Origin of the sequence: Pseudomonas sp. WMBT8 (assembly GCF_050916005.1) — a bacterium.
Lineage (GTDB): Bacteria > Pseudomonadota > Gammaproteobacteria > Pseudomonadales > Pseudomonadaceae > Aquipseudomonas.
In genome coordinates this window covers 2,481,471-2,495,331 of the sequence record NZ_CP188096.1, presented here as the reverse complement: position 1 = coordinate 2,495,331, position 13,861 = coordinate 2,481,471, and the positions used below count along the sequence as shown (strand labels likewise).

The following is a 13,861-nucleotide window of genomic DNA, read 5'->3' as shown; positions in this document are numbered from 1 at the left end:
AGAGCGGTATTCGCCCAGAAAAAATCAGTTAAAAGTTGCGCGCTGGCAACTTGCGCCAAACGGGCAAGTAACAACAACTTTCCCTGCGCCCCGCTCATTATCCGCTTAAAACTCTTGCAAACAATATTCATTATCATTTAGAGCAATAAAACTTCGTTACACCCTAAACAAAACACAATTGATTAAAATCAAGCTAATGCCCGCAGCGTCTGGGCTACAGCCCCATAAAGGTGCACTATGTCCTTATTTCAGCGAATAATTTAGCTACAGGAATTTTACTTGCTAGGTGTTTAGCCATAAAATCACCGCGATTGATTGCGCTGCGACATATCGTCACTGCGTCGTTACTTTTTCGAGCTCAGAGACCTTTGCTCTCTGTTAAGGATTTCCAGCATGACCGAAGCGACAGGACTCATGGCCCACAACTGGGGCTTTGCCATTTTCCTCCTCGGTGTTGTCGGCCTCTGCGCCTTCATGCTCGGTGTCTCCAGCCTTCTCGGGTCAAAAGCCTGGGGCCGCAGCAAAAACGAACCGTTCGAGTCCGGCATGCTACCTACAGGTGGCGCCCGCTTGCGGCTCTCAGCCAAATTCTATCTGGTCGCGATGTTGTTCGTGATCTTCGATATCGAAGCCCTCTTTCTCTTTGCCTGGTCTGTGTCCGTCCGCGAAAGCGGCTGGACCGGATTCGTCGAAGCTCTCGTTTTCATAGCAATTCTGTTGGCAGGCCTTGTCTACCTATTTCGAGTGGGCGCCCTTGACTGGGCTCCGGAAGCTCGTCGCAAGCGGCAAGCGAAGCTGAAACAATGAGGCTTTGGCGATGCAATACAATCTCACCAGGATCGACCCGGATGCTCCTAACGATCAGTACCCCATCGGCGAACGGGAAACCGTCTCCGATCCGTTAGAAGACCAAGTCCACAAAAACATCTACATGGGCAAGCTGGAAGACGTGCTGAGTGGCGCGGTCAACTGGGGGCGCAAGAATTCCCTGTGGCCGTACAACTTCGGCCTTTCGTGCTGCTACGTGGAAATGACCACCGCCTTCACGGCGCCCCACGACATCGCGCGCTTTGGCGCCGAAGTTATCCGGGCATCACCGCGCCAGGCGGATTTCATGGTTATCGCCGGCACCTGCTTTATCAAGATGGCGCCGATCATCCAGCGTCTCTACGAGCAAATGCTCGAGCCGAAGTGGGTTATCTCCATGGGTTCGTGCGCCAACTCCGGTGGCATGTACGACATCTATTCCGTAGTTCAGGGGGTGGACAAGTTCCTGCCTGTGGACGTTTACGTGCCTGGCTGCCCGCCCCGCCCTGAAGCTTTCCTGCAAGGCCTGATGCTGTTGCAGGAATCGATTGGCAAGGAGCGTCGCCCACTGTCCTGGGTCGTCGGCGATCAAGGCGTGTACCGCGCCGAGATGCCTTCGCAAAAGGAACAGCGCCGCGAACAGCGAATCGCAGTCACCAACCTGCGCAGCCCCGACGAAGTCTGATCCAGCCCGCTTCTTTTATAGAACGAAAACCTGGCCTCATTCTTTACGTTGACCGAAAGCGATAAAAAACCATGACTACAGGCAGTGCTCTGTATATCCCGCCTTATAAGGCAGACGACCAGGATGTGGTCGTCGAACTCAATAACCGTTTTGGCCCTGACGCCTTCACCGCCCAGGCCACACGCACCGGTATGCCGGTGCTGTGGGTGGCGCGCGCCAAGCTCGTCGAAGTCCTGACCTTCCTGCGCAACCTGCCCAAGCCGTACGTCATGCTCTATGACCTGCATGGCGTGGACGAGCGTCTGCGCACCAAGCGCCAGGGGCTGCCGAGCGGCGCCGACTTCACCGTGTTCTATCACCTGATGTCGCTGGAACGTAACAGCGACGTGATGATCAAGGTCGCCCTCTCGGAAAGCGACCTGAGCATCCCGACCGTGACCGGTATCTGGCCGAACGCCAGCTGGTACGAGCGTGAAGTCTGGGACATGTTCGGGATCGATTTCCCGGGCCACCCGCACCTGACGCGCATCATGATGCCGCCGACCTGGGAAGGTCACCCGCTGCGCAAGGACTTCCCTGCCCGCGCCACCGAATTCGATCCGTTCAGCCTCAACCTGGCCAAACAGCAGCTTGAAGAAGAAGCCGCGCGCTTCCGTCCGGAAGACTGGGGCATGAAGCGTTCCGGCACCAACGAGGACTACATGTTCCTCAACCTGGGCCCGAACCACCCTTCGGCCCACGGTGCCTTCCGTATCATCCTGCAACTGGACGGCGAAGAAATCGTCGACTGCGTGCCGGACATCGGCTACCACCACCGTGGTGCCGAGAAGATGGCCGAGCGCCAGTCCTGGCACAGCTTCATCCCGTACACCGACCGTATCGACTACCTCGGCGGCGTGATGAACAACCTGCCGTACGTGCTCTCGGTCGAGAAGCTGGCGGGCATCAAGGTGCCAGACCGCGTCGACACCATCCGCATCATGATGGCCGAGTTCTTCCGGATCACCAGCCACCTGCTGTTCCTGGGTACCTATATCCAGGACGTCGGCGCCATGACCCCGGTGTTCTTCACCTTCACCGACCGTCAGCGTGCGTACAAGGTCATCGAAGCCATCACGGGCTTTCGCCTGCACCCGGCCTGGTACCGCATCGGCGGCGTAGCCCACGACCTGCCGAACGGCTGGGAGCGCCTGGTCAAGGAATTCATCGACTGGATGCCCAAGCGTCTGGACGAGTACCAAAAGGCTGCGCTGGACAACAGCATCCTCAAGGGCCGGACCATCGGCGTCGCTGCCTACAACACCAAAGAGGCCCTGGAATGGGGCGTCACCGGTGCTGGCCTGCGATCCACCGGTTGCGACTTCGACCTGCGCAAGGCGCGCCCGTACTCCGGCTATGAGAACTTCGAGTTCGAAGTTCCGCTGGCAGCCAATGGCGATGCCTACGACCGTTGCATCGTGCGCGTCGAAGAAATGCGCCAGAGCCTGAAAATCATCGAGCAATGCATGCGCAACATGCCGGCAGGCCCGTACAAAGCGGATCACCCGCTGACCACGCCGCCGCCAAAAGAGCGCACCCTGCAGCACATCGAGACCCTGATCACGCACTTCCTGCAAGTCTCGTGGGGCCCGGTGATGCCGGCCAACGAGTCCTTCCAGATGATCGAAGCGACCAAGGGTATCAACAGTTATTACCTGACGAGCGATGGCGGCACCATGAGCTACCGCACCCGGATTCGTACCCCAAGCTTCGCCCACTTGCAGCAGATCCCTTCGGTGATCAAAGGCGAGATGGTCGCGGACTTGATTGCGTACCTGGGTAGTATCGATTTCGTTATGGCCGACGTGGACCGCTAAGCATGAACAGCACGCTTATCCAGACAGACCGCTTCACCTTGAGTGAAACCGAGCGCTCGGCCATCGAGCACGAGCTGCATCACTACGAAGACCCGCGCGCGGCGTCGATCGAAGCCTTGAAGATCGTCCAGAAGGAACGTGGCTGGGTGCCCGACGGCGCCCTCTACGCCATCGGCGAGATCCTCGGCATCCCGGCCAGCGATGTGGAAGGCGTGGCGACGTTCTACAGCCAGATCTTCCGCCAGCCGGTCGGCCGCCACATCATTCGCGTGTGCGACAGCATGGTCTGCTACATCGGTGGCCACGAGTCAGTGGTCGACGCGATCCAGAGCAAGCTGGGCATCGGCCTGGGCCAGACCACTGCAGACGGGCGCTTCACGCTGCTGCCGGTATGCTGCCTGGGCAACTGCGACAAAGCGCCGGCGTTGATGATCGACGACGACACATTCGGCGACGTGCAGGCCTCTGGCGTCACCCAATTGCTCGAGGGCTACCCATGACCCTGACTTCCTTTGGCCCGGCCAACCTGATCAAGCGTTCGGCCGAAACCCACCCGCTGACCTGGCGCCTGCGTGACGACGGCGAGCCTGTATGGCTTGACGAGTACCAGGCCAAGAACGGTTACGCCGCTGCGCGCAAAGCCTTTGCCGACATGGCTCAGGACGATATCGTCCAGACCGTGAAGGACGCTGGCCTCAAAGGTCGCGGCGGCGCAGGCTTCCCCACGGGCGTGAAGTGGGGACTGATGCCAAAAGATGAATCCATCAACATCCGTTACCTGTTGTGTAACGCCGATGAAATGGAGCCCAACACCTGGAAAGACCGCATGCTGATGGAGCAACTGCCCCATCTGCTGATCGAAGGCATGCTGATCAGCGCCCGCGCGCTGAAAACCTACCGGGGCTACATCTTCCTGCGGGGCGAATACACCACCGCCGCCAAACACCTGAACCGTGCCGTGGCCGAAGCCAAGGCCGCAGGCCTGTTGGGCAAGAACATCCTCGGTTCGGGTTTTGACTTCGAGCTGTTCGTGCACACCGGCGCCGGGCGTTACATCTGCGGTGAAGAAACCGCACTGATCAACTCCCTCGAAGGCCGCCGCGCCAACCCGCGCTCCAAGCCGCCCTTCCCCGCCGCCGTTGGCGTGTGGGGCAAGCCTACGTGCGTGAACAACGTCGAGACCCTGTGCAACGTGCCGGCGATCATCGCCGACGGCGTGGACTGGTACAAATCCCTGGCCCGCGAAGGCAGCGAAGACATGGGCACCAAGCTCATGGGCTTCTCCGGTAAGGTCAAGAACCCTGGCCTGTGGGAACTGCCATTCGGCGTGACCGCCCGCGAGCTGTTCGAGGACTACGCCGGCGGCATGCGCGACGGCTACACCTTGAAAGCCTGGCAGCCAGGCGGTGCCGGCACCGGTTTCCTGTTGCCCGAGCACCTCGACGCACAGATGTATGCCGGCGGCATCGGCAAGGTGGGCACCCGGATGGGTACCGGCCTGGCGATGGCGGTGGACAACACCGTGAACATGGTCTCGCTGCTGCGCAACATGGAGCAGTTCTTCGCTCGCGAATCCTGTGGTTTCTGCACCCCGTGCCGCGATGGCTTGCCATGGAGCGTCAAGCTCCTGATGGCGATCGAGAAAGGCGAAGGCCAGCCGGGGGATATCGAAACCCTGCTGGGCCTGGTCGGTTTCCTCGGCCCTGGCAAGACCTTCTGTGCTCACGCACCGGGCGCCGTGGAGCCACTGGGCAGCGCAATCAAGTACTTCCGCTCGGAGTTCGAAGCCGGCATCGCGCCCAAAAGCGCCGCCGTCCCGCCTCTGGCAAAGCCGATCGTAGTCGGCGCGTAACGCTTCAATAGGCGAAGGGTCCGTGCCCTTCGCCTTGTCATGTGCTGACGCCGTGAAGGCTGTGTTGATGCACATGAATAACAAGATTCCATTAGCCACGCCCGCTGACAACGGGCCAACGAAGAACTTTGAACCATGGCCACTATCCACGTAGACGGCAAAGCGCTCGAAGTCGATGGGGCGGACAACCTGTTACAGGCGTGTCTGTCACTAGGCCTCGACATCCCTTATTTCTGCTGGCACCCCGCGCTTGGTAGCGTCGGTGCCTGTCGCCAGTGTGCGGTCAAGCAGTACACCGACGAAAACGACACCCGTGGTCGTATCGTCATGTCCTGCATGACGCCGGCCACCGACAACACCTGGATTTCCATCGACGATGATGAGTCCAAGGCGTTTCGCGCCAGCGTTGTCGAATGGCTGATGACCAACCACCCCCACGACTGCCCGGTCTGTGAGGAAGGCGGTCACTGCCACCTGCAAGACATGACGGTGATGACCGGCCACAACGAGCGCCGTTATCGCTTCACCAAGCGTACCCACCAGAACCAGGACCTCGGCCCGTTCATTTCCCACGAAATGAACCGCTGCATCGCCTGCTATCGCTGCGTACGCTTCTATAAAGACTACGCCGGCGGCACCGACCTGGGCGTATTCGGCGCCCACGACAACGTGTACTTCGGGCGCGTTGAAGATGGCGTCCTGGAAAGCGAGTTCTCCGGCAACCTCACCGAGGTCTGCCCGACCGGTGTGTTCACCGACAAGACTCACTCCGAGCGCTACAACCGCAAGTGGGACATGCAGTTCTCGCCGAGCATCTGCCATGGCTGCTCCAGCGGTTGCAACATCTCCCCGGGCGAGCGCTACGGCGAACTGCGTCGCATCGAAAACCGCTTCAACGGTTCGGTCAACCAGTACTTCCTGTGCGACCGTGGCCGCTTCGGCTATGGCTACGTCAACCGCGAAGACCGTCCTCGCCAGCCATTGCTGGCCGACGGCGCCAAGCTAAGCCTGGACGAGGCGCTGGACAAAGCCGCCGACCTGCTGCGCGGGCGCAACATCGTCGGTATCGGTTCGCCACGCGCCAGCCTCGAAAGCAACTACGCGCTGCGTGAACTGGTGGGTGCCGAGCACTTCTACAGCGGTATCGAAGCCGGCGAGCTGGAGCGTATCCGCCTGGTCCTGCAGGTGCTCAATGACAGCCCGCTGCCAGTACCGAACATGCGCGACATCGAAGACCACGACGCAATCTTCGTGCTCGGTGAAGACCTGACCCAGACCGCCGCGCGTATCGCGCTGTCCCTGCGCCAGTCGGTCAAAGGCAAGGCCGAAGAAATGGCCGACGCCATGCGCGTACAGCCTTGGCTCGACGCTGCGGTGAAAAACATCGGCCAGCACGCGCTGAACCCGCTGTTTATCGCAAGCCTTGCCGAAACCAAGCTCGACGATATCGCTGAAGAATGCGTGCACGCAGCACCTGACGACCTGGCCCGTATCGGTTTCGCCGTGGCCCACGCCCTCGACGCCAGCGCCCCTGCCGTCGAAGGCCTGGACGCAGAAGCCGTGGCCCTGGCCCAGCGTATTGCCGACGCCCTGCTCGCGGCCAAGCGTCCTTTGATCATTGCCGGTACCTCGTTGGGTTCCAAGGCGCTGATCGAAGCCGCCGCCAACATCGCCAAGGCCCTCAAGCTGCGCGAGAAGAACGGCTCCATCAGCCTGGTCGTGCCGGAAGCCAACAGCCTTGGCCTGGCCATGCTCGGTGGCGAGTCCCTGGACAGCGCCCTGCAAGCCGTGATCGACGGCAGTGCCGACGCCATCGTGGTGCTGGAAAACGACCTGTACACCCGCACCGATGCGGGCAAGGTCGATGCCGCGCTGAGTGCTGCCAAAGTGCTGATCGTCGCCGATCACCAAAAGACCGCGACCAGCGACCGTGCCCATCTGGTCTTGCCAGCCGCGAGCTTCGCCGAAGGCGACGGGACCCTGGTCAGCCAGGAAGGCCGCGCCCAGCGCTTCTTCCAGGTGTTCGATCCGAAGTACATGGACGCCAGCATCCTGGTTCACGAAGGCTGGCGCTGGCTGCATGCCCTGCGTGCGACCCTGCTGAACCAGCCGATCGACTGGACCCAGCTCGACCACGTCACCGCAGCCGTCGCCGCGAGCGCACCGCAACTGGCGCGTATCGTCGACGCCGCACCGTCCGCCGCGTTCCGTATCAAGGGCATGAAGCTGGCCCGTGAACCGCTGCGTTATTCCGGGCGTACCGCCATGCGTGCTGATATCAGCGTGCACGAACCACGTACCCCGCAAGACAACGACACCGCGTTCGCCTTCTCCATGGAAGGTTACTCGGGTTCGGTCGAGCCCCGTCAGCAGGTGCCGTTTGCCTGGTCGCCGGGCTGGAACTCGCCGCAGGCCTGGAACAAGTTCCAGGACGAAGTCGGTGGTCATATCCGCGCTGGCGACCCGGGCACCCGCCTGATCGAAAGCACTGGTGATTCGCTGAACTGGTTCGCTGCAGTACCGCGTCCGTTCAACCCGGCCCAGGGCACCTGGCAGGTTGTGCCGTTCTTCCACCTGTTCGGCAGCGAAGAGACCTCTTCCAAGGCCGCGCCGGTGCAACAGCGCATTCCCGCCGCCTACGTATCCGTGGCCAAGTCCGAAGCCGATCGCCTGGGCGTCAACGACGGTGCCCTGCTGAGCTTGAACGTAGCCGGCCAGACCCTGCGTCTGCCGCTGCGCATCAACGACGAGCTGGGTGCTGGCCTGGTTGCACTGCCAAAAGGCCTCGCCGGGATTCCTCCTGCGATCTTTGGCCAAACCGTTGACGGTCTGCAGGAGGCAGCGCAATGACCTGGTTCACCCCTGAAGTGATCGACGTGATCATCTCGGTCGTCAAGGCCATCGTGATCCTGTTGGCCGTGGTCGTCGCGGGCGCCCTGCTCAGCTTCGTCGAACGTCGCCTGCTGGGCTGGTGGCAGGACCGTTACGGTCCGAACCGCGTTGGCCCATTTGGTATGTTCCAGATCGCCGCCGACATGCTGAAAATGTTCTTCAAGGAAGACTGGACCCCGCCGTTTGCCGACAAGGTGATCTTCACCCTGGCGCCGGTCGTGGCCATGAGCGCCTTGCTGATCGCCTTCGCGATCATCCCGATCACCCCGACCTGGGGCGTGGCGGATCTGAACATCGGCTTGCTGTTCTTCTTCGCCATGGCCGGTTTGTCGGTCTACGCGGTGCTGTTCGCCGGCTGGGCCAGTAACAACAAGTTCGCCCTGCTGGGCAGCTTGCGGGCCTCGGCCCAGACTGTGTCCTACGAAGTGTTCATGGGCCTGGCGCTGATGGGCATCGTGGTGCAGGTGGGCTCGTTCAACATGCGCGACATCGTCGAGTACCAGGCTCAGAACCTGTGGTTCATCATTCCGCAGTTCTTCGGCTTCTGTACCTTCTTCATCGCTGGCGTGGCCGTGACTCACCGTCACCCCTTCGACCAGCCGGAAGCGGAACAGGAACTGGCCGACGGCTACCACATCGAATACGCCGGCATGAAATGGGGCATGTTCTTCGTCGGTGAGTACATCGGCATCATCTTGATCTCGGCCCTGCTGGTCACGCTGTTCTTCGGCGGCTGGCACGGTCCGTTCGGCATCCTGCCGCAGTTGGCGTTCTTCTGGTTCTTCCTGAAGACCGCGTTCTTCATCATGTTGTTTATCCTGCTGCGCGCTTCCATTCCGCGCCCACGATACGACCAGGTGATGGATTTCAGCTGGCGCTTCTGCCTGCCGCTGACCCTGATCAATTTGCTGGTGACTGCTGCCGTTGTGTTGTTGAACACGCCAGCGGGCGCGGTTCAGTGAGGATTTGACCCATGTTCAAATATATTGGCGACATCGTTAAGGGTACCGGTACCCAGTTGCGAAGCCTGGTGATGGTGTTCGGTCACGGCTTTCGCAAACGCGACACCCTGCAATACCCGGAAGAAGCGGTGTACCTGCCGCCGCGCTATCGCGGCCGGATCGTACTGACCCGCGACCCCGATGGCGAAGAGCGTTGCGTAGCCTGCAACCTGTGCGCCGTGGCGTGCCCGGTTGGCTGTATCTCCCTGCAGAAAGCTGAAACCGAAGACGGTCGCTGGTACCCGGACTTCTTCCGCATCAACTTTTCGCGCTGCATTTTCTGCGGCCTCTGCGAGGAAGCTTGCCCGACCACCGCGATCCAGCTGACACCGGATTTCGAGATGGCCGAGTTCAAACGTCAGGACCTGGTGTACGAGAAAGAAGATCTGCTGATCTCTGGTCCCGGTAAAAACCCTGATTACAACTTCTATCGTGTTGCAGGTATGGCCGTTGCCGGTAAGCCGAAAGGCGCCGCACAAAACGAAGCCGAGCCGATCAACGTGAAGAGCTTGCTGCCTTAAGGAAGAAAGATGGAATTCGCTTTCTATTTCGCATCGGGTATTGCAGTGGTGTCCACGCTTCGCGTGATCACCAACACCAACCCCGTGCACGCCCTGCTCTACCTGATCATTTCGCTGATCGCCGTGGCCATGACCTTTTTCAGCCTCGGCGCACCGTTCGCCGGTGTGCTGGAAGTGATCGCCTACGCTGGCGCCATCATGGTGCTGTTCGTGTTTGTGGTGATGATGCTCAACCTGGGGCCGGCTTCGGTCGCCCAGGAACGCGTCTGGCTCAAGCCCGGCATCTGGCTTGGCCCGGTGATCCTGGCAGCGCTGCTGCTGGCTGAACTGCTGTATGTGCTGTTCGCTCACCAGAGCGGCCAGGCCATCGGCCACACCACCGTAGACGCCAAGGCCGTGGGCATCAGCCTGTTCGGCCCGTACCTGCTGGTGGTCGAACTGGCTTCGATGCTGCTGCTCGCTGCAGCCATCACTGCCTTCCACTTGGGCCGCAACGAAGCCAAGGAGCAATGACGATGCCTGCTATCCCTTTGGAGCATGGTCTGGCGGTCGCCGGCATCCTGTTCTGCCTTGGCCTGGTCGGCCTGATGGTTCGCCGCAACATTCTGTTCGTGTTGATGAGCCTGGAAATCATGATGAACGCTGCCGCACTGGCCTTCATCGTTGCGGGCAGCCGTTGGGGCCAGCCGGATGGGCAAGTAATGTTCATCCTGGTGATCAGCCTGGCAGCCGCCGAGGCCAGTATTGGCCTGGCGATCCTGTTGCAACTGTATCGTCGCTTCCACACGCTTGATATCGACGCTGCCAGTGAGATGCGCGGATGAACATGATCTTTCTGACTTTCGTATTTCCCCTGATCGGTTTCCTGCTGCTGTCGTTCTCCCGTGGACGCTGGTCGGAAAACCTCTCGGCCCTGGTCGGCGTGGGTTCCATTGGCCTGTCGGCGATTGTCGCCGCCTACGTCATCTGGCAGTTCAACGTGGCGCCGCCCGAAGCCGGTCACTACACCCTGGTGCTGTGGCAATGGATGGCGGTCGAGGGCTTCAAGCCTGACTTCGCCCTCTACGTCGACGGCCTGTCGATCACCATGCTCGGCGTGGTGGTGGGCGTGGGTTTCCTGATCCACCTGTTCGCGTCCTGGTACATGCGCGGTGAGGCCGGTTATTCGCGCTTCTTCGCCTACACCAACCTGTTTATCGCCAGCATGCTGTTCCTGGTGCTGGGCGATAACCTGTTGTTCCTGTACTTCGGCTGGGAAGGCGTGGGCCTGTGCTCGTACCTGTTGATCGGTTTCTACTACAGCAACCGCAACAACGGGAACGCGGCCCTCAAGGCCTTTGTCGTGACCCGGATCGGCGACGTGTTCATGGCCATCGGCCTGTTCATCCTGTTCCAACAGGTGGGCACGCTGAACATCCAGGAACTGCTGGTGCTGGCACCGCAGAAATTCCAGGTCGGCGACTTCTGGATCACCCTGGCGACCCTGATGCTGCTGGGCGGCGCTGTCGGTAAATCGGCGCAACTGCCACTGCAAACCTGGCTGGCAGACGCCATGGCCGGTCCTACCCCGGTGTCGGCACTGATCCACGCCGCCACCATGGTGACCGCCGGTGTCTACCTGATCGCCCGTACCCACGGCCTGTTCACCCTGGCGCCGGAAATCCTGCACCTGGTGGGCCTGGTGGGCGGCGTGACCCTGGTGCTGGCCGGCTTCGCCGCGCTGGTGCAGACCGACATCAAGCGGATCCTCGCCTACTCGACCATGAGCCAGATCGGCTACATGTTCCTGGCCCTGGGCGTCGGCGCCTGGGACGGCGCAATCTTCCACCTGATGACCCACGCCTTCTTCAAGGCCCTGCTGTTCCTGGCCTCCGGTGCGGTGATCGTTGCCTGCCACCACGAGCAGAACATCTTCAAGATGGGCGGCCTGTGGAAGAAACTGCCGTTGGCCTACGCCAGCTTCATCGTCGGTGGTGCCGCGCTGGCAGCCCTGCCACTGGTGACCGCAGGTTTCTACTCCAAAGACGAAATCCTCTGGGAAGCCTTTGCCAGCGGTAACCAGGGCCTGCTGTACGCCGGTCTGGTTGGCGCGTTCATGACCTCGCTGTACACCTTCCGCCTGATCTTCATCACGTTCCACGGTGAAGCCAAGACCGAAGCCCACGCAGGCCACGGCATTTCCCACTGGCTGCCGCTGTCGGTGCTGATCATCCTGTCGACCTTCGTCGGCGCCATGATCACTCCGCCACTGGCTGGCGTACTGCCACAAAGCGTCGGGCATGCCGGCGGCGACGCCAAGCACAGCCTGGAAATCGCCTCGGGCGCCATCGCCATCGCCGGTATCCTGCTGGCGGCCATGTTGTTCCTCGGCAAGCGTCGCTTCGTGACCGCCGTGGCCAACAGTGGCATTGGCCGCTTCCTTTCGGCCTGGTGGTTCGCCGCCTGGGGCTTCGACTGGATCTACGACAAACTGTTCGTCAAGCCTTACCTTGCGATCAGCCATGTACTGCGCAAAGACCCGCTCGACCAGACCATCGGTTTGATCCCGCGTGCCGCCAAGGCCGGCCACACAGCCCTGAGCCGCACCGAGACCGGCCAATTGCGTTGGTATGCAGCTTCCATGGCGGCCGGTGCCGTGTTGGTGATCGGCGCCATCGTAGTGGTAGCGGTCTGATATGAACTTTGCGAACTTGCGAAAGGAAACGAGCCCGTCATGATTCTGCCCTGGCTAATCCTGATCCCCTTTATCGGCGGCCTGCTCTGCTGGATGGGCGAGCGCTTCGGCGCTACCCTGCCCCGCTGGATTGCGTTGCTGACCATGTCCCTGGAACTCGCACTCGGCCTCTGGCTGTGGGCCCATGGCGACTATTCATTTGCTCCGGCACCGGGTGTCGATCCAACCTTCGCGCTTGAATTCAAGCACGTCTGGATCGAACGCTTCGGCATCAACGTGCACCTGGCCCTCGATGGCCTGTCGCTGTTGATGATCCTGCTGACCGGCCTGCTGGGTATCCTCTCGGTACTCTGCTCCTGGAAAGAAATCGAGCGTCACGTGGGCTTCTTCCACCTGAACCTGATGTGGATCCTGGGCGGCGTTGTCGGCGTGTTCCTTGCGCTGGACCTGTTCATGTTCTTCTTCTTCTGGGAAATGATGCTGGTGCCGATGTACTTCCTCATCGCGCTCTGGGGTCACAGTTCTTCGGACGGCAAGAAAACCCGGATCTACGCGGCGACCAAGTTCTTCATCTTCACCCAGGCTTCCGGCCTGATCATGTTGGTGGCGATCCTGGGCCTGGTCCTGGTCAACTTCAACAACACCGGCGTGATTACCTTCAACTACGCCGACCTGTTGAAAACCAAGATGTCGATGACCACCGAGTACATCCTCATGCTCGGTTTCTTCATCGCCTTCGCGGTGAAACTGCCGGTGGTGCCGTTCCACTCCTGGTTGCCTGACGCTCACGCCCAGGCGCCCACCGCAGGTTCCGTGGACCTGGCCGGTATCCTGTTGAAGACGGCGGCCTACGGCCTGCTGCGTTTCGCCCTGCCGCTGTTCCCGAATGCTTCGGCCGAGTTCGCGCCGATTGCCATGACCCTGGGCCTGATCGGGATCTTCTACGGTGCGTTCCTCGCCTTCGCACAAACCGACATCAAGCGCCTGATTGCCTTCTCGTCCGTTTCCCACATGGGTTTCGTACTGATCGGCATCTACTCCGGCAGCCAGCTGGCGTTGCAAGGCGCGGTGATCCAGATGCTGGCCCACGGTGTTTCGGCAGCCGCACTGTTTATCCTCAGTGGCCAACTGTACGAGCGCCTGCACACCCGTGACATGCGTGAAATGGGCGGCATCTGGTCGCGTATCGCCTACTTGCCGGCGATCAGCCTGTTCTTTGCCGCTGCGTCCCTGGGCTTGCCGGGTACCGGTAACTTCGTCGGCGAGTTCCTGATCCTGATGGGCAGCTTCGTCAGTGCGCCATGGATCACCGCGATCGCCACCTCCGGCCTGGTGTTCGGTTCGGTGTACTCGCTGATCATGATCCACCGTGCCTACTTCGGCCCGACCAAGTCGGACGCCGTCCTCAAAGGGATGGATGCTCGCGAACTGATCATGGTGCTCGGCCTTGCGGCTTTGCTGGTGTATATCGGCGTGTATCCGCAACCGTTCCTCGACACCTCTGCCGCCACGATGCATGGCGTGCAGCAGTGGTTGAGCACCGCCTTCACTCAACTCGCTTCGGCCCGGTAAG

Annotated in this window: 12 protein-coding genes; all 12 read left to right on the top strand. The window is 60.9% G+C overall.

All coding sequences use genetic code 11. The annotated features are described in order from the left end of the window. Window positions 1-393: 393 nt before the first annotated feature. The 12 genes from ACO77H_RS11595 (at window position 394) to nuoM (ending at window position 13,860) form a co-directional block, all read left to right on the top strand. On the top strand, window positions 394-807 hold the full coding sequence (locus tag ACO77H_RS11595; protein ID WP_003219575.1) for an NADH-quinone oxidoreductase subunit A: 414 nt from the start codon (window positions 394-396) through the stop codon (window positions 805-807). Between the two features lie 10 nt (window positions 808-817). Then, window positions 818-1,492 carry a NuoB/complex I 20 kDa subunit family protein gene (locus ACO77H_RS11590; RefSeq protein WP_012724951.1) on the top strand — a complete coding sequence of 225 codons (675 nt, stop codon included), beginning with the start codon at window positions 818-820 and terminating at the stop codon, window positions 1,490-1,492. 71 nt (window positions 1,493-1,563) lie between these two features. Further along, the gene (nuoC, locus tag ACO77H_RS11585) at window positions 1,564-3,348 is read left to right on the top strand and encodes an NADH-quinone oxidoreductase subunit C/D (RefSeq protein ID WP_090402815.1); all 1,785 of its coding nucleotides are present in this window, start codon (window positions 1,564-1,566) and stop codon (window positions 3,346-3,348) included. 2 nt (window positions 3,349-3,350) lie between these two features. Then, window positions 3,351-3,848 (top strand): NADH-quinone oxidoreductase subunit NuoE, encoded by a 498-nt coding sequence (gene nuoE, locus ACO77H_RS11580; protein WP_029293358.1) that lies wholly within the window; start codon window positions 3,351-3,353, stop codon window positions 3,846-3,848. Further along, window positions 3,845-5,200 (top strand): NADH-quinone oxidoreductase subunit NuoF, encoded by a 1,356-nt coding sequence (nuoF, locus tag ACO77H_RS11575; protein ID WP_169954350.1) that lies wholly within the window; start codon window positions 3,845-3,847, stop codon window positions 5,198-5,200. Before nuoE ends, nuoF begins: the two co-directional genes overlap by 4 nt. Before the next feature lie 135 nt (window positions 5,201-5,335). Next, window positions 5,336-8,050 (top strand): NADH-quinone oxidoreductase subunit NuoG, encoded by a 2,715-nt coding sequence (gene nuoG / locus ACO77H_RS11570; protein ID WP_432755484.1) that lies wholly within the window; start codon window positions 5,336-5,338, stop codon window positions 8,048-8,050. After that, entirely contained in the window at window positions 8,047-9,054 is a 1,008-nt protein-coding gene (nuoH, locus tag ACO77H_RS11565; RefSeq protein WP_017737147.1) for an NADH-quinone oxidoreductase subunit NuoH, read from the top strand. The genes nuoG and nuoH overlap by 4 nt, the downstream gene beginning before the upstream one ends. Before the next feature lie 11 nt (window positions 9,055-9,065). Then, window positions 9,066-9,614, top strand: coding sequence for an NADH-quinone oxidoreductase subunit NuoI (gene nuoI / locus ACO77H_RS11560; protein ID WP_003174725.1), 549 nt, complete (start codon window positions 9,066-9,068; stop codon window positions 9,612-9,614). Between the two features lie 9 nt (window positions 9,615-9,623). Beyond that, window positions 9,624-10,127 (top strand): NADH-quinone oxidoreductase subunit J, encoded by a 504-nt coding sequence (gene nuoJ, locus ACO77H_RS11555; protein WP_017476146.1) that lies wholly within the window; start codon window positions 9,624-9,626, stop codon window positions 10,125-10,127. Between the two features lie 2 nt (window positions 10,128-10,129). Next, on the top strand, window positions 10,130-10,438 hold the full coding sequence (gene nuoK, locus ACO77H_RS11550; RefSeq protein ID WP_003219560.1) for an NADH-quinone oxidoreductase subunit NuoK: 309 nt from the start codon (window positions 10,130-10,132) through the stop codon (window positions 10,436-10,438). Further along, window positions 10,435-12,288, top strand: coding sequence for an NADH-quinone oxidoreductase subunit L (gene nuoL / locus ACO77H_RS11545; RefSeq protein WP_029293339.1), 1,854 nt, complete (start codon window positions 10,435-10,437; stop codon window positions 12,286-12,288). Before nuoK ends, nuoL begins: the two co-directional genes overlap by 4 nt. A 39-nt stretch (window positions 12,289-12,327) precedes the next feature. Then, entirely contained in the window at window positions 12,328-13,860 is a 1,533-nt protein-coding gene (nuoM, locus tag ACO77H_RS11540; protein WP_057445263.1) for an NADH-quinone oxidoreductase subunit M, read from the top strand. The last annotated feature ends 1 nt before the right edge of the window (window position 13,861 follow it).